Annotated in this window: 20 protein-coding genes and 1 tRNA gene; 15 read left to right on the top strand and 6 right to left on the bottom strand. The window is 59.4% G+C overall.

The features are described 5' to 3' along the window. Nucleotides 1–114 precede the first annotated feature (114 nt). The 5 genes from MOV63_RS21845 to MOV63_RS21865 form a co-directional block, all read right to left on the bottom strand. The gene (locus MOV63_RS21845; protein ID WP_247036760.1) at nt 115–1,155 is read right to left on the bottom strand and encodes a porin; all 1,041 of its coding nucleotides are present in this window, start codon (nt 1,153–1,155) and stop codon (nt 115–117) included. A 180-nt stretch (nt 1,156–1,335) separates the two neighbouring features. Further along, the gene (locus MOV63_RS21850; RefSeq protein WP_247036766.1) at nt 1,336–2,400 is read right to left on the bottom strand and encodes a porin; all 1,065 of its coding nucleotides are present in this window, start codon (nt 2,398–2,400) and stop codon (nt 1,336–1,338) included. 419 nt (nt 2,401–2,819) lie between these two features. Then, nucleotides 2,820–2,909, bottom strand: a tRNA-Ser gene (locus MOV63_RS21855). 126 nt (nt 2,910–3,035) lie between these two features. Continuing rightward, nucleotides 3,036–3,836, bottom strand: a complete 801-nt coding sequence (locus MOV63_RS21860; protein ID WP_247036768.1) for an aldolase/citrate lyase family protein — start codon at nt 3,834–3,836, stop codon at nt 3,036–3,038. Nucleotides 3,837–3,847: 11 nt separating this feature from the next. Then, the gene (locus MOV63_RS21865) at nt 3,848–5,077 is read right to left on the bottom strand and encodes an NAD(P)/FAD-dependent oxidoreductase (protein WP_247036770.1); all 1,230 of its coding nucleotides are present in this window, start codon (nt 5,075–5,077) and stop codon (nt 3,848–3,850) included. A gap of 280 nt (nt 5,078–5,357) precedes the next feature. Between MOV63_RS21865 and MOV63_RS21870 the strand changes: the two genes are divergently transcribed. The 3 genes from MOV63_RS21870 to MOV63_RS21880 all read left to right on the top strand — a co-directional run bounded on the left by MOV63_RS21870 (nt 5,358) and on the right by MOV63_RS21880 (nt 8,104). Continuing rightward, the gene (locus tag MOV63_RS21870; RefSeq protein WP_038541444.1) at nt 5,358–5,711 is read left to right on the top strand and encodes a PilZ domain-containing protein; all 354 of its coding nucleotides are present in this window, start codon (nt 5,358–5,360) and stop codon (nt 5,709–5,711) included. A gap of 344 nt (nt 5,712–6,055) precedes the next feature. Next, the gene (locus MOV63_RS21875) at nt 6,056–6,949 is read left to right on the top strand and encodes a LysR family transcriptional regulator (protein WP_247036771.1); all 894 of its coding nucleotides are present in this window, start codon (nt 6,056–6,058) and stop codon (nt 6,947–6,949) included. A gap of 45 nt (nt 6,950–6,994) precedes the next feature. Further along, complete coding sequence (locus MOV63_RS21880) at nt 6,995–8,104, top strand: pyridoxal phosphate-dependent aminotransferase (RefSeq protein WP_247036774.1); 1,110 nt, start codon at nt 6,995–6,997, stop codon at nt 8,102–8,104. Between the two features lie 187 nt (nt 8,105–8,291). Here the strand turns inward: MOV63_RS21880 and MOV63_RS21885 are convergent, their stop codons facing one another. Beyond that, on the bottom strand, nt 8,292–8,558 hold the full coding sequence (locus tag MOV63_RS21885) for a sel1 repeat family protein (protein WP_007758903.1): 267 nt from the start codon (nt 8,556–8,558) through the stop codon (nt 8,292–8,294). 520 nt (nt 8,559–9,078) lie between these two features. On the opposite strand from MOV63_RS21885, the gene MOV63_RS21890 reads away from it, so the two are divergent. The 12 genes from MOV63_RS21890 to MOV63_RS21945 all read left to right on the top strand — a co-directional run bounded on the left by MOV63_RS21890 (nt 9,079) and on the right by MOV63_RS21945 (nt 15,395). Further along, nucleotides 9,079–9,417, top strand: coding sequence for a DUF2147 domain-containing protein (locus MOV63_RS21890; RefSeq protein ID WP_247036776.1), 339 nt, complete (start codon nt 9,079–9,081; stop codon nt 9,415–9,417). Between the two features lie 572 nt (nt 9,418–9,989). After that, complete coding sequence (locus tag MOV63_RS21895) at nt 9,990–10,214, top strand: hypothetical protein (protein ID WP_038541431.1); 225 nt, start codon at nt 9,990–9,992, stop codon at nt 10,212–10,214. Nucleotides 10,215–10,302: 88 nt separating this feature from the next. Continuing rightward, a complete protein-coding gene (locus MOV63_RS21900; RefSeq protein ID WP_247036777.1) occupies nt 10,303–10,518 on the top strand; it encodes a hypothetical protein in 216 nt (71 codons plus the stop codon). Between the two features lie 87 nt (nt 10,519–10,605). Next, nucleotides 10,606–10,821 (top strand): hypothetical protein, encoded by a 216-nt coding sequence (locus MOV63_RS21905; protein ID WP_247036779.1) that lies wholly within the window; start codon nt 10,606–10,608, stop codon nt 10,819–10,821. Nucleotides 10,822–10,907: 86 nt separating this feature from the next. Next, nucleotides 10,908–11,174, top strand: coding sequence for a hypothetical protein (locus MOV63_RS21910; protein ID WP_247036786.1), 267 nt, complete (start codon nt 10,908–10,910; stop codon nt 11,172–11,174). Nucleotides 11,175–11,259: 85 nt separating this feature from the next. Next, nucleotides 11,260–11,553, top strand: coding sequence for a hypothetical protein (locus tag MOV63_RS21915; protein ID WP_038541422.1), 294 nt, complete (start codon nt 11,260–11,262; stop codon nt 11,551–11,553). A gap of 85 nt (nt 11,554–11,638) precedes the next feature. Continuing rightward, nucleotides 11,639–11,899 carry a hypothetical protein gene (locus MOV63_RS21920; protein WP_038541420.1) on the top strand — a complete coding sequence of 87 codons (261 nt, stop codon included), beginning with the start codon at nt 11,639–11,641 and terminating at the stop codon, nt 11,897–11,899. A gap of 453 nt (nt 11,900–12,352) precedes the next feature. Further along, nucleotides 12,353–12,649, top strand: a complete 297-nt coding sequence (locus MOV63_RS21925; RefSeq protein ID WP_247036788.1) for a hypothetical protein — start codon at nt 12,353–12,355, stop codon at nt 12,647–12,649. A 324-nt stretch (nt 12,650–12,973) separates the two neighbouring features. Continuing rightward, nucleotides 12,974–13,144 carry a hypothetical protein gene (locus MOV63_RS21930; RefSeq protein ID WP_157884579.1) on the top strand — a complete coding sequence of 57 codons (171 nt, stop codon included), beginning with the start codon at nt 12,974–12,976 and terminating at the stop codon, nt 13,142–13,144. A gap of 72 nt (nt 13,145–13,216) precedes the next feature. Further along, nucleotides 13,217–14,719 (top strand): AMP nucleosidase, encoded by a 1,503-nt coding sequence (gene amn / locus MOV63_RS21935; RefSeq protein WP_247036790.1) that lies wholly within the window; start codon nt 13,217–13,219, stop codon nt 14,717–14,719. Between the two features lie 59 nt (nt 14,720–14,778). Then, entirely contained in the window at nt 14,779–15,009 is a 231-nt protein-coding gene (locus tag MOV63_RS21940) for a type II toxin-antitoxin system VapB family antitoxin (RefSeq protein WP_247036792.1), read from the top strand. Next, the gene (locus MOV63_RS21945) at nt 15,006–15,395 is read left to right on the top strand and encodes a PIN domain nuclease (protein ID WP_247036794.1); all 390 of its coding nucleotides are present in this window, start codon (nt 15,006–15,008) and stop codon (nt 15,393–15,395) included. The genes MOV63_RS21940 and MOV63_RS21945 overlap by 4 nt, the downstream gene beginning before the upstream one ends. The last annotated feature ends 170 nt before the right edge of the window (nt 15,396–15,565 follow it).

The following is a 15,565-nucleotide window of genomic DNA, read 5'->3' on the forward strand; positions in this document are numbered from 1 at the left end:
CCAAGACGGTGTCGGGCTCATTGCGGCCGGCCTTGCTGTTGAAGGTCGCAGTCCCCCAAAGCAAAAAAGCCCGGCACGAGGCCGGGCTTCTGAACTCAACCTGATCAAGTCAGATTAGAAGTCGCGCTGCAGGCGGACGATGCCCTGTACCGTACCGTCGTTGTCGCCAACTTGCTGATAGTTGACAGCAACCTTGGCAGCGAAGTTTTCGACGATCTGGTAGTTGACGGTTACGCCAGCGCCCCAGGCATCGTCGCCGAAGAAGTCGCCGTCTGCATCAGCTTCCGTATTCCAGATGTACTGGGCTTCCGGAATGATTTCGAGCTTGTCGGTCGCCTTGAAGGAATAGGCAACGGCCACAGCTGCTTCACCAGCGGCGGTATCGGTTACGCCGTAGTAGGCATTGTCACCCGACGACCAAACGCCGGAGAGGTAGAAAGTGCCCGGACCGACGGCCACGGAGCCGATCGCACGGATCGCGCCGTCTTCAGCACCGAAGTCATAGGAACCGAGCAGTTCCAGCTTGGCCGGGCCGATTGCTGCCTGGATGATAGCCTCGATACCGACGTTCTGTCCGCCAACGCCCTGAAGACGCGACAGTTCGTCAACCTGAATGCCAGCCGTGAAGGCCGAGCCTGTATAGGTGTAGGAGATCGACTGCAGACGGTTCGAACCGAGATTGTCGAGCTCGCCCGGAAGGTCGTTCGCATCCCACCAGTTCAACCAGCGACCAACGCGGAAACCGCCGAGCTGGATGTAGGCTTCGTTGATGTAAGCCGTGGTAGAGCTCGTGTTGGAGGTGTAACCAACGTCCTGATTGGCTTCGAAGCGAACCGAGGCAACCGAGGTCAGCGTGCCGAGTTCGGTGTCGGACTTTGCCGTGAAGTCGAGCTGAGCGCGGCTGTACGAATCCCAGTCGCCGTCGTTGAAGCTATTCGTGCCGTCACCAAAGCCGACTTCGAAGCGGACATAGCCACCAACCTTGAGGCAGGTTTCAGTGCCCGGGATGTAGAAGTAACCAGTGCCGAACGCGTCGCAGACGCGGACGTATTCCATGGGCTCCGGTTCGGCAGCGACGATGGCGTCGGCAGCCTGAGCGCCGGAAACTGCCGCGAGAGCCGCTGCAGAACCGAGAAGAAGGCTCTTAATGTTCATTTTATTGACCTCCAGATCAATTTCTCTGAATGCTGATTCATGCCCGCCCTAATACTGGCAAACACGGAAAGGCCGCATAAGCAGCCATATCCCCCGGTCGTATCTCCCCATGCGGCGACCTTCAGGCCACTCTTTTTATGGAAGAAACTCCCCCGGCGAACCGGGGGAGTTCCATTATGATTAGAACGAGCGATCGAGACGGACGAAGCCATCCCAGAACTTGTTCTCGCGCGAAGTCAAACCGTCGACCTGGGTCTGGTTGTAGTTCGCGGTAACCTTTGCGGTGAAGCCCGGAACGATCGTGTAGTCGACCGTCAGACCAACGCGGTAAGCTTCGTCATTGCCGTAATCGCCAACGCCGTCAGCTGCATTCCAGATGTAGGAACCGCCGGGGGTGATGGTCAGCTTGTCGGAGACCTTGAAGGCGTAAGAAGCAGCCAGGGTCCATTCGCCACGGTTGTCGTAGGCATTTTCGCCGTTTGCATCACCAAGACCGCTCGACCAGATGGCGAGAGCCTGCAGGGTGCCCGGGCCGACCGGAGCCGAGACGAGAGCGCGAACGGCGCCTTCTTCTGCACCAAGGTCATAAGCACCGAGAAGGTCGAAAGCTACCGCGCCGAACTTGGCAGTTACGATCGCTTCGATACCGACGTTCTGGCCACCAACGCCCTGAAGACGCGACAGTTCGTCAACCTGGACACCGGCGGTGAAGGCGCTACCCGTGTAGAAATAGCCGACAGACTGCATGCGGGTCGTGCCGGAACCGGAGTTCCAATCGGACTCGCCGTTGATGCCCTTATCCCAAGGGTTCAACCAGCGACCAACCTTGAAGCCGCCAAGCTGGATGTAGGCTTCGTTGATGTAAGCGGGAGTGGAGCTGGTGTTGGACGTGTAGGAAACATCCTGGTTGGCTTCGAAACGAACCGAAGCAAGCGAGGTCAGCGTACCAAGCTCGGTGTCCGACTTCGCGGTGAAGTCGAGCTGAACGCGGCTGAACGCATCCCAGTCGGTGTCGTTGAACGAGTTCTGATCCTGGCCGATGCTAGTCTCGAAACGGACATAACCGCCGATCTTGAGGCAGGTTTCAGTGCCCGGGATGTAGAAGTAGCCGGTGCCGAAAGCGTCGCAAACGCGAACGTATTCCATGGGCTCCGGTTCAGCAGCTACGATGGCGTCAGCTGCCTGAGCGCCAGAGACTGCTGCGAGGGCAGCAGCGGAGCCGAGAAGAAGGCTCTTGATGTTCATTTTTGACCTCCAGTCAAAGTTTCGTATGGGTCTGGGTTCTTTTGGCTGAAGGACAGCGTTCCCTGCCCCATCCCCGTCGATTGCTAGAAGAAGGACGATCCACCGCCTCGCTTCCGGATTTGAAAATACAAGACGGGGAGGGTCATGCAATCTGGAACTTCAACCGGACGCCATTCCGGTACCCGCTTCCCAGAAGTCTGTTGCCGAAAGGACACAAAGCCAGGGACTGCCTTAGGTGGTATTTTACGCTTTGTTAAGAAAGGGCTTATCCGGCAGCCACTTAGCGCCGCGGAGAGGCCTCGTAGGGGAATCACCTCACCCGGTCAGGCGACGCAAGTGCACGGCCGTGCGAGCGGCTGGCAGAGGTCGATCAGATCGGCATCGGGATTCGGAATTGAGCGGGCGTTTAGAGCCTGGGATGGCGGAGAAGATGGGATTCGAACCCACGATACCCTCTCGGGTATACTCCCTTAGCAGGGGAGCGCCTTCGACCACTCGGCCACCTCTCCGGTCGGGCCTGATTATTGGGAAACGATATCGATGGCAAGGTCTTTTATGGAAATGTCATGCGATTCCCACCGGTCACGACACACGAATCGCAACAAGTGATTCCATTCCTGCCGCTTCGGTGATTCTCAGTAGGCCGAACGCTGCTTGCCGGTCCCGCCACCGCGACCGTAGCGACCGGCAAGCGATCGCAACGCGCCGGAAAACTCGGTGACATCGGCGCCGACCGCCACGAAGCTCGCGCCAAGATCGAGATAATGGCGGTTCAGGGATTCGCTGAAGGTGAGGATGCCGGCCGCCTTGCCGGACTTCACGATCGTGCCGATCGCCTTCTCGATCACTTCCTGGACCTCCGGCGCCTCCATGCGGCCGAGATAGCCCATGTCGGCGGAAAGGTCGGCCGGACCGATGAACACGCCGTCGACGCCATCCACGGCTGCAATGTTCTCCAGGTCGCGGATCGCGGCCATGGTTTCGGCCTGGACGATCAGGCAGATTTCGTCGGCGGCCGTCTCGGCATAGTCGGGAATGGCGTTGAAGGCGGAGGCGCGGGCAACGGCGGCACCGACGCCGCGCACGCCGCGCGGCGGATAACGCACGGCGCGGACGAGTTCCCTCGCCTGCTCCGCCGAATCGACCATCGGCACCAAAAGCGTACGGGCGCCGATGTCGAGCATCTGCTTGATGACCCAGGTCTCGCCGATCGGCGGCCGCACGACCACTTCCGAGGGCGAGGTGGCAAGCGCCTGTAATTGCGCCAGAATGCTGCGCAGGTCGTTCGGCCCGTGTTCGCCGTCGATCACCAGCCAGTCGAAACCGGCATGGCCGGCGATCTCGGCGGTCAGCGCCTCGCCCATGTTCAGCCAGAGGCCGATCTGCGGCAGGCGGGCCTTCAACGCCGCCTTGAAGTGATTCTTCGGAGACGGCATGGCGTTTCCCTTCAGGCGAGGAGCTGTTTCAGGTCGGCGGTGGGATCGGCGAGGATGGCGCGGCTCGGTTCGATGCCGGCGTCGAGCAGCTTCTTGCCGCTCACATAAGCCTTGGCATCGTTGATCGCGTCGACGGCGATGAACCGTCCCTCGCGGAAATACCAGATCGACAGGCTGCCCTCGCGGACGCCCTTGCGCACCAGCGTCTCGTCGTAACCGAGGTTGAAACCGGCGATCTGCAGCTTGACGTCGTATTGGTCGGACCAGAACCAGGGCTTTGCGTCATAGGGTGCAGTGCCGCCGGCAAGGATCGCTGCGGCGGCTTCCGCCTGGTCGACGGCGTTCTGTACCGATTCGAGACGGATGCGCTTGCCCTTCCAGGGCAGCATGGCGCAGTCGCCCATGGCAAAAATCGACGGATCGGAGGAGCGGGCGAATTCGTCGACGATCACGCCGTTGCCGACTTCGAGGCCGCATTCCTGCGCCAGTTCGTCGTTTGGTTTGACGCCGATGCCGACGATGACGAAATCGACCTCGATCGTGCTGCCGTCGGAAAGCTCGGCGGCGCGCACGTGATTCCCTTCCGGGCCGCCTCCGCCGATCAGCCGATGCAGGCCGGTCTTTTCGCGGATGACCACGCCGTGGCTGTCGTGGATGGCGCGCATCACGTCGGCGGTCTCTTTTGCCGCGACGCGCTGCAGGATGCGGTCGGCCATTTCGATCAGCGTCACTTCGAGGCCGAGATGACGGGCGACGGCAGCGGCTTCGAGGCCGATATAACCGCCGCCTATAATAAGGAGCCGGCGGCCCGGCTTCATTTCGCCGGCTAGAAGATCGGCATCGCGCTTGTCGCGAACGGTGAAGACGCCGTCGAGATCGCCGCCGACACTTGCCGGCAGCGTGCGCGGCGTCGAGCCGGTGGCGAGCGCCAAGGTGTCGTATTCGATGACCGCGCCATCCTGCATACGGACGGACTTTGCCTTGCGGTCGATCTCCTCGACATAGGTCGAGAGCAGAAGCTCGACATCGTTCTCGGCAAACCAGCTTTCAGGCCGGAAGGTCAGCCGCTCGAATTCCATTTCACCGAGCAGATATTTCTTGGAGAGCGGCGGGCGTTGGTAAGGAATCACGTTCTCCGAACCGATGATCGTGATCGGCCGCGCATCCTTCAGGGCCCGGAGTTTTGCGGCAAGTGCGAAACCCGCCTGGCCCGCGCCAATAATCACCAACCTGCCCGTCACGTCTCGCTCCCCACGCCGATCATGGTTTCGTTGATAGCACCACTCGTCCGACCGCAAGGGGTATCCCCGCGACACCGGCCCGTCAACAACGCGACATGGCCGATTACAGGCTTTGAGTTCACAGCTGTCCCACACGAAAGGGAAAAACCGCCTCCGAGGCACTTAAACGCCGGATTTTTGGCGATATTCCCGCTATCCGTCGCATTTTACCATTCCGTTTCAGAATGTGTCAGCGGACGAGGAATATAGTCACATCCTAGGAGCGCAACAGGAGGGTGTCATGCCCTTGAACATGGACCACGACCCAAAAACAGACGGCTCACGCGAGCACGCTTTCGAGAAGTTCTCGATCGATCGGCCGGGCAAGATCATCTTCGTCGGGCATCATCTCAGCACCAAGACGAGCTTCCGCTGCCTGATCCGCAGCATCTCCCTTCACGGCGCGGAACTCGAGGTCAGCCCACACCTACCGGTGCCCAACAATTTCTTCCTCGAAATCCTCGGCATCCATGACGACATCGGCTGCACGGTGATCCGCCGCGAGGAAGAGAAGGTCACCGTCGGCTTCAACATGCTGATCGACGCCGAATTTCTGCATCACGTGATCCGGCTGAACTTCGAGACCAGCCACTGACCGGCTGATAGTCTCGCGGCCGGCGGGCTTTCCTCTCCCGCCGCTTGTGGTTGCCGTTCGTCAGCCGCGACAAAAGCGGCACCGCCCATAACAGCCCGCACCATTCGGCGCCCTCCAGAGGATCAGCGAGCGGATCCCGCCGCCCGTTCCGGCAGCGCCCGTTCTTCTCCTTGTTCAGTTGTTTCCAAAACCTCACCCGGTTGAGAAACATGGCAGTCACTCCATCTATGATGTGATGCCATCGAGCTAGTGGTTTGCGGCACGGCTTGTAGACGCGCCGGCGAACGCCGTTTTTCATCCATGAACGATGGGACGATCACCGGTGAAACAATAAGGTGTCTCGCATGACAGACGCGGGCTGGGATGATCTCAAACTGTTCCTGCATGTGGCAAGCGAAGGTGCCTTGAGTGGCGCCGCCGCCCGCACGGGCCTCAGCGCGCCGACGATCGGCCGGCGGATGCTGGCGCTGGAACGGACGACGGGCCGGACCCTTTTCGTGCGCAGCCAGCAGGGTTATCGGCTGGCGCCCGACGGAGAGACGCTGCTCGAACATGTCCGTGCCATGCAGAAGACGGCCGACAGCATCGCCGACTGGAAGGCGCAGGCCTTCGCGCTGCCGATCGTTTCGATCGGCGCCGATGCCTGGCTTTCCGGTTTCGTCAGCGATCATACGTCCGAGATCAGAGGCAAGGAGGACCGGTTCCGGCTCTGCTGCAAGTCGCTGCACAAGGGGCTCGATTTCACCTATCGCGAGGCGGATGTCGGGATCGTCGGCCGAAGGCCCGAATCCGGCAATGTGGCGATCCGCCGATCGGTCGCTGTCGCACACTCTATATATAGAGCGTATAGCCTTGCCGAAGACGAGACCATGCCGTGGGTTTCGATCGGCACCGAAAGCTCCCATTCGCCGGCCGACAAATGGGTGTTTCAGCATCACGAGGCCGATATCCGCACCTGGACCAATTCGCCGGAACTGCTGCTGCGGCTGATTGCCGGCGGCAACGGGCGCGGCGTGCTGCCATGCTTCATCGGCGACGAGGTCCCTGGCCTGGTGCGCGAGGGCGGCATCATCGAAGAACTCACCTATACGATGTGGATCGTCGCCAATGACGACGACCGGCACCGGCCGGAGGTGCGCCAGGTGATCGAAGGCCTTGGAGCGCTTTTCAAAGGCCACGAGAGAAGATTCATCGGCGAGAGGGCGCAATCGGCAGCAAGCAGACTTGCATGCCGGTAAATCGATCCTATTGTGTGCCGTTTTAAAGAACCGGAACTGAAATCCATGCCTGCATTCTCGCGCTTTACACCGCTGATCAGCGCCCTTCCCGCCACCGTCCCCTTCGTTGGACCCGAGGCCATCGAGCGCAATCGTGGCCTCATGGTGAAAGCTCGGATCGGCGCCAATGAAAACGGCTTCGGCCCTGCGCCTTCCGTCATCGAAGCGATCAGCGCCGCAGCGGCAAGCACCTGGAAATATGCGGATCCGGAAAATTTTGAACTGAAGCAGGCGCTCGCCGCGCATCTCGGCTGTCAGATCAACAACATTGCCGTCGGCGAAGGCATAGACAGCCTGCTCGGGCTGATCGTCCGGATGGTGATCGAACCGGGCATGCCGGTCGTCACCTCCTTCGGTGCCTATCCGACCTTCAACTTCCATGTGGCAGGCCACGGCGGCCGGCTGGTGACGGTGCCTTATGTCGGCGACCGCGAACATCTCGACGGGCTGATGGAAGCCGTTCGCCGCGAAAACGCGCCACTCGTCTATTTCGCCAATCCCGACAATCCGATGGGAAGCTGGTGGGATGCCGACAGCATCGTCGCGTTTGCCAAGGCGCTGCCGGAAACCTGCCTGATGATTCTCGACGAGGCCTATTGCGAGACGGGGCCAGCCGGCGCGACGCCCGATATCGCCGCCCTGATCGACCGGCCGAACATCATCCGCACTCGAACCTTCTCGAAGGCCTATGGCATGGCCGGCTCGCGGGTGGGTTATGCGATCTCGACGCCGGGCACGGCGGAGGCCTTCGACAAGATCCGCAATCATTTCGGCATGAACCGGATCGGCGTCGCCTCGGCGTTCGCGGCACTGAAAGACCAGGCCTACCTCTCCCAGGTGATCGGGCAGATCAAGGCCTCGCGGGAACGGATCGCCGCCATCGCTCAAACCAACGGCCTGAAGCCGTTGGCGTCTGCCACCAATTTCGTGGCGATCGACTGCGGCCGCGACGGCGCCTATGCGCGCTCGATCGTCGATGGGCTGATGGAGCACGGGGTTTTCATCCGCATGCCGGGTGTCGCACCGCTCAACCGCTGCATCCGCGTGAGCACGGGACCGGAGCCGGACATGGCGTTGCTTGAAGAAGCGCTGCCGAAGGTGCTGAAGAGCTTATAGGCCAAAAGAAAATGACCGCGCCGGCCTTGTTCCTGCCGGTCGCGGTCTCAATTTCAGGCGTCGTCCCCGTCCAGACCCGACCGCCCTGTCTCCCGATCCCCTTTTGGGTTGATGTCTTTTGGATTGTTCTCCCGCCGGCCCTCTTGCGGGGCCGGTCAAATTCTTCGACCAGAGCTCTTTCAAGAGCTCAGTGCATGGTCATCCATTCGCGTGCGGCGCGAAGGGCTGCGGCCAGCTGCATCTTGCTCATCGTCTGCGCCAGGTCGGCGCGCAGTTCGGCTGCGCGGTCGGAGCCTTTGATCGCGGCGATGTTGAGCCATTTGTGAGCGGAAACGAGATCGACGTCGCAACCACGGCCGGTCGCGTACATCAGGCCCATTTCGCAGAAAGTGTCGGCGCGGGTTTCGCCACCCATGGTGGCCATTCCGGAATTGTTCATTTCAAAGCGTGCCATCGGTTTGATCCCTGTTAAAGCCTGTTGTTCGTCGTCTGCCCTGTTTTTGCCCTTTCGGGCTCCGTCCGGATCGCCGTCTTAAAGCGGCTGTTTCGATCCTTCCGGCCGGCGGTTTTTCCCGCTCGTTTGATGACTTCACTATGCGCCCAACCTTCCAAAAGACGCCTAAAAAGCATGATTAATTCAACGAAAACAAAGTACAAACGCTTGGTAAACTTGGCTTTTTGTTAAACATGGGATGCCTTGCATTTTAAGGAATTTGCGGAGATTTTTACGAAAAATTTAGAAACGGATTTAAACTGATCGCTAACTACGAATCCGGGTCGCATCGAGGATCTGTGGAAAAACCTGGCCCTCCCCGACGCTGTAAATCCCCGTTTTCCAGCCAATCCGATATTTACCTTTACGTATGGGTAAGATAAATTTCGAACCGGGTTCGCGCAAAGGGTGCGAATTGGAGGAAACCGCGCCGTCTATCGCTTGAGAAGGTCTGACGGCGGAAGCAAAGGAGGAAACAATCATGATGCGCAGACTGATGCTTGCCGCCGCGCTGACACTTGCCGCAGCTGGGGCACAGACCGCCGAGCCGATCGAAGGCAATTGGAAAACCGCCAGCGGCGAGACCGCAGCGATCGGCAAATGCGACACCGCCTATTGCGTGACGCTGAAGACCGGCAAACATTCCGGCAAGCAGATCGGCAAGCTCTCCGGCAAGGACGGCGAATACAGCGGCGAGATCACCGACCCGGCGGACGATAAGACCTATAGCGGCTCAGGCTCGGTCAGCGGCAATTCGCTGAAGATGAGGGGCTGCGTCCTCGCGATCTTTTGCAAATCGCAGACCTGGACACGCCTCTAAGGTCGGCCCGCCCATATTCCTTATATAAGAAGTGCAGAAATGGTCGCGCCGGCAAAGGCCGCGGCCATTTTTCGTCTCGCGACGTCAAGGACTGCCTGATTTTTTTGCTGCGCCGCACCAACAAAAGGCAGCATGATCACGGAAACGGCATCGGATTTGACCACCAAGTCCGGCGGATTTTTGGATGTCACAGTTTTGTGAAAAGCTTGAATAGGCCTTGAACGCAATTTATGCCGCACAAAAGTCCCAAAAAAGCCTTATTCGGCCAAAACGCACACGCAGGCGATGCAAATTCTGTCCGACCTGTCTATGCTATTGATATTAATCGATAATTATCTTACCAAATTGTAACTTAATCGGTTTATTTACGGCAATCTCAAAAAAATTAGCTTGCTTAGCACTTTTAACGTGCATTTTTAAAAGCCGATTTTGGCTGTCAACGTTTCGTTGACAACAGTCGCCAAAAGTGGGGCTTTCGGATCGAACCGATCGGTCCGATATCAGCATCGCAAACAGAAATTCACTCTGGTTCGACCCAAGACCGAACCGAACATACTCCAAGGATAAAGACAATGACCAAGATCACTTCCGCATTCGCCGCAGCCCTTATCGCTTCGGCTTCTTTCGCTTCCGTCGCCCTCGCTGAAGGCGACTATTATGAAGGCGCCTCCAAGGCCTCCGCGACTGTCGACCATGTTCAGACCGGCAGCATTGCAAAGGATCAACAGGCTGCCAACCAGATCCAGGCTCCGATCGGCCGCGGCGACTATTATGAAGGTGCAAACCGCCCGAACTAACCGCAGCTCATTCAAAACACCGAAACAACAATCCGCAGGCCAGGTCGCAAACTCATGAGCCGCGGAACACTCTGAAGGGACTACCACAATGACCAAGATCACTTCCGCAATTGCCGCAGCCCTCATCGCTTCGGCTTCCTTCGCCTCCGTCGCCCTCGCTGAAGGCGATTATTACGAAGGCGCCTCCAAGGCTTCCGCCACGACCGACCAGGTCCAGACAGGCAGCATCGGTCAGAAGGCCGAAGCCCAGAAGGCAGACGTCAACAGCGGCGACTATTTCGACGGCGCGAACCGCCCGAACTAACCGCAGACGTTCAAGACACAGAAACAACAATCCGCAGGCCAGGTCGCAAACTCATGAGCCGCGGAACGCTCTGAAGGGACTAACATCATGACCAAGATCACTTCCGCTATCGCCGCAGCCCTTATCGCTTCGGCTTCCTTCGCCTCCGTCGCCCTCGCTGAAGGCGATTATTACGAAGGCGCTTCCAAGGTTTCCGCCACGACCGACCAGGTCCAGACCGGCAGTATCGGTCAGAAGGCCGAAGCCCAGAAGGCAGACGTCAACAGCGGCGACTATTTCGACGGCGCGAACCGCCCGAACTAACCGCAGACGTTCAAAACACCGAAACAATTTCCGCAGGCCAGGTCGCAAACTCATGAGCCTCGGAACACTCTGAAAGGACTACCATCATGACCAAGATCACTTCCGCAATTGCCGCAGCCCTGATCGCTTCGGCTTCCTTCGCCACCGCCGCTCTTGCCGATGAAGGCGACTATTACGAAGGCGCACAGCCTACAGAACAGGCTCAGGCCGTTCAGGGCGCTCGCGTCGACAACTTCGGCTACACCGGTTCTATCGGTCGCGCCAAGGCTTCGGCCCAGTCGAACCAGTCCTTCGACGGCACGGTCACCCTGAACCACGGCGATTATTATGAAGGCGCAGTTCGTCCGAACTAACCGCCCTCAATCAACCGAAACAACACATCCGCAGGCCAGGTCGCAAACTTTGAAGCCGCGGATCACTCTGAAAAGGAATAGGATCATGTCTAAGATCACTTCGACGATCGCTGCTACGCTGATCGCTACCGCTTCCTTCGCCACGGCCGCCCTTGCCAGCGGCGGCACCTATTACGAAGGCGCCGTCGAACCGGCTCCCAGCCAGCCGGTTGCCTCCAGCCATCAGGCCGCTCCCAAGGCCCAGCATCCGCGGGTCAGCTACGGCTACACGGGCTCGGTCTCGCACGCCACTGGCTCCGATCAGTCCGGCAAGGGCTTCGACGGCACGGTGATCCTCAACCGTGGCGACTACTACGAAGGCGCAGTTCGTCCGAACTAACCGCCGTTATTCAAGATACTGAACATATGTCCGCAGGCCGGGTCGCAAACTCACTGCCGCGGGCAACTCTGAAAGGCATAAGACAATGACCAAGATAACTTCCGCACTCGCCGCAGCCCTGATCGCTTCGGTTTCGTTCGCCGGTGCAGCACTTGCTGAAGGCGACTATTACCAGGGCGTTCAGAAGACTGCGCCTTCCGTTTCCACCTCCATCGATCGCACCAACACCGGCAGCATCGATCGCCAGGACGGCAAGCTTCCGTTCAACAATGGCGGCGGACGGGATAACCGTATCTCCGATCTGGACAGCGGCGACTACTACAGCGGCGCAAATCGCCCGAACTAATTCTTAAGTTCGCTCGCGATCGATAGCCGCACGGAGCCTCGGCCAGTGCGGGATCGGACAGACAGAAAATATACGGAAAAAATGAAATACCAGCCGCTTGCGCGGCTGGTATTCGCAGTTCATTCAAGACACCGATTGGAAAGACGGGTCGCAATCGTCTTTCCGGTGCGTGGATGGCAGGACTCTGAAACCCGCCACCGTATTCAAGATTAAGTGAAGCTTTTCCACGAATCAATCACGTTGATGCTCTTCTTCGTGAGATTCCTGCATTTGGCAGCGGACCGCCCGTTTTTCGCGGTATTCCAGGCTTTTTCGCCGCTCAGAGAAAAAACCGTTAGTGGCAAGTCCGCTCCATTTCCATTGGAACGATCCGTCCTTCCAGGGATTTCTATCTTCGGCGGAGCGATGCGACTATCGCTTCGCACCATAAGAACAGATGGAAAGGACAGGACAATGAAAACCTATCTGACTTCCGGTATTGCCGCTCTTATCATTACGGCAGGTTATACTGGTGCCGCCATGGCACAGGATGCCGTCTATCCTGACCCGAATGGCCTGCCGCAATCGCCGCCGACCATCCAGCAGGACCGCGGCCGGGATCGTGGCCAGGGCGTTGATACCATGTCGACCGGCAGCATCTATCCGGGCACCGGCTACATGTACAACAACAACACCAGCGGCAATGCCGACCTGGACGGTGGACAGGACGAAGGCGACTACTATGACGGAACGTTGCGTCCGCATAACTAAGCAGTTGCTTCAAGATACCGCATCTCGCGCAGGTCGCAACCAGCGCACGGAATGACCTCTCCACCGATAGAACCAATTTTAAAGCCGGCCCCCAGGGGTCGGCTTTTTCGCGATCGGCATGGCTTCGAAGATGCACGGCGACATCCGATCACCTCGTGCCTGCGCCGGACCATGTTTCGGCAGGGACGCAGTCATGTGCGGCTCTTCAAGCGTCCGTTCTGTTCGGCCGGCGTTAACCATTCTGAACCCAGGATGAAGCCCTCTCTCAGGACGCATTCAGCCCCGCGCCTTTATTCTGCCGCCATTGGCTTTGGGGAGAGAACCATGACCGTCCTCGCACGTCGCCTGACAATCGTAACGCTGATCATGACCATTTTCGCATTTGCCTTTGCCGCGCTTGTCGCAGCTCCGGCACGCAACGATCTGCGCGTGCATCTCGGCACGACCGTGCCCTGTTACCATCCCGCGACGCCAAACTGCGTCGCCGCGCTTTGAAAACTCATGGATCAACCGGCAGGAGTCTTCCGACGTCGTTTGATTGTTATTGAGTTCCCACTATAATAGCGCATGAACACACGAATCTTTTCCCTATCCCCGCTTTCCTTCATCAGCCCGAGCCCGGTCGAGCCGCGCGCCTTCGACAATCCGGTCGAGGCGGTCGATGCCCTGACCGAGCTCTACGAGCGCAACACGCGGTTCCTGATCGAGGCGTTCGGAGCGCTTGCCGACGGCGCCGCCGTGACCGGCCGCTACCGCGCCTGCTACCCGCAGGTCAGCATCGAGACGACCTCATTCGGACACGCCGACTCGCGCCTCTCCTACGGCCATGTGTCGTCCCCCGGCGTCTATACGACGACCATCACCCGGCCAAAACTGTTCCGGCATTACCTCAAGGAACAGCTCGGCCTGCTGATGCGCAACCACAGCGTTCCGGTGACGATTTCCGAATCGACCACGCCGATCCCGCTGCATTTCGCTTTCGGCGAAGGTGCGCATGTGGAAGCGTCGGCGACCAGTTCGCTCGCCGACATCTCGCTGCGCGATCTCTTCGACACGCCGGATCTCAACAATACCGACGACCTGATCGCCAATGGGGAATACGACCAGGTGCCTGGCGAGCCGGCGCCGCTTGCGCCGTTCACCGCCCAGCGCATCGACTATTCGCTGGCGCGGCTCAGCCACTACACGGCGACCAGCGCCGATCATTTCCAGAACTTCGTGCTGTTCACCAACTACCAGTTCTACATCGACGAATTCGCGGCCTGGGCCCGGGAGATGATGGCAAAGGGCGGCGATGGCTACACGGCCTTCGTGGAGCCCGGAAATATCGTCACGCTTGCCGGCAGCGACAAGCCGGAAACCGATGCGATCGTCCGCCTGCCCCAGATGCCTGCCTATCACCTGAAGAAGAAGGGCCATGCGGGCATCACGCTCGTCAATATCGGCGTCGGGCCTTCCAACGCCAAGACGATCACCGACCATATCGCCGTGCTGCGTCCGCATGCCTGGCTGATGGTCGGCCACTGCGCCGGCCTGCGCAACAGCCAGCGCTTGGGTGACTATGTGCTGGCGCATGCCTATGTGCGCGAAGACCATGTGCTCGACGACGACCTGCCGGTGTGGATCCCGATCCCGGCGCTTGCCGAGGTGCAGCAGGCGCTGGAGAGCGCGGTTGAAGAAGTCACCGGCTACCAGGGCTTCGAGCTCAAGCGGATCATGCGCACTGGTACAGTCGCGACGATCGACAACCGCAACTGGGAACTGCGCGACCAGCGCGGGCCGGTGAAGCGGCTTTCCCAGTCGCGCGCCATCGCGCTGGACATGGAATCGGCGACCATCGCCGCCAACGGTTTCCGCTTCCGCGTGCCCTATGGGACGCTGCTCTGCGTATCCGACCGGCCGCTGCACGGCGAACTGAAACTGCCCGGCATGGCAACCGCCTTCTACCGCACCCAGGTCAGTCAGCACCTGCAGATCGGCATCCGCGCCGTGCAGAAGCTTGCGGCTATGCCGACCGAGACACTGCATTCGCGCAAGCTGAGAAGCTTTTACGAGACGGCGTTTCAGTGATGTTGTAAGGCCAGCCACCTTGGTGTATAATTTTCGGAATTCATACACACGAGGTGGCTATGCGCACCAATATCGAACTCGATGATGAACTGATCACCGAAGCAATGGAACTGACCGGCCTGCCGACGAAGAAGGCGACGGTGGAGCAGGCATTGAAGGATCTCGTTCGTATCCGCAGGCAGATGCGCGCGGTCGACAATCTCGAAGGCATCGGCTGGGATGGCGATCTCGATGACATGCGGAAAGACTCCTTGCGCTTTGCCGATTGGGGCTTAGAGGGCCGCGAATGATCGTCGCCGACAGCTCAGTCTGGATTTCGTTATTTCGAAAAGACGATGTCGATGTCGCGGGTAGACTGCGCTCCTTCATAGCCCAGGGCACTGTTCTTGTCGGCGATATCATCATGCTCGAAGTGCTCCAGGGCGCTCGCGATTACCATCAAGCCCGTTGGATCGAACAAAACTTCCGCGACTTTCCCGCTGCTCAAATGCTGTCGCCCTCACTTGCAGTAAAGGCGGCGACCAATTACCGGCTTCTTCGGGATCGAGGCGTCACCGTGCGGAAGACGATAGATATGATTATCGGCACCTATTGCATCGAGCGCGGCCACCGCTTGTTGCATAGGGACAAGGATTACCTGCCGATGGTCGAACATCTCGGACTACAGATCGCCTGATCACTCCGCATTTGTCGGCCTCGCCACCAGCAAGGACAGCGCCGTCCCCACCAGCGACGAGATGATCACCAGCAGGTGCGTGTTGACCGCAGCTTGGCCGAGTTCCGCCAGGGGCAGCCCGGCCGTGCCGGCGCCGAAGGCGATGGCGCCGGCGGTGATGCCGGCGGGAT

Origin of the sequence: Neorhizobium sp. SHOUNA12A, from assembly GCF_023006505.1 — a bacterium.
Classification (GTDB): domain Bacteria; phylum Pseudomonadota; class Alphaproteobacteria; order Rhizobiales; family Rhizobiaceae; genus Neorhizobium.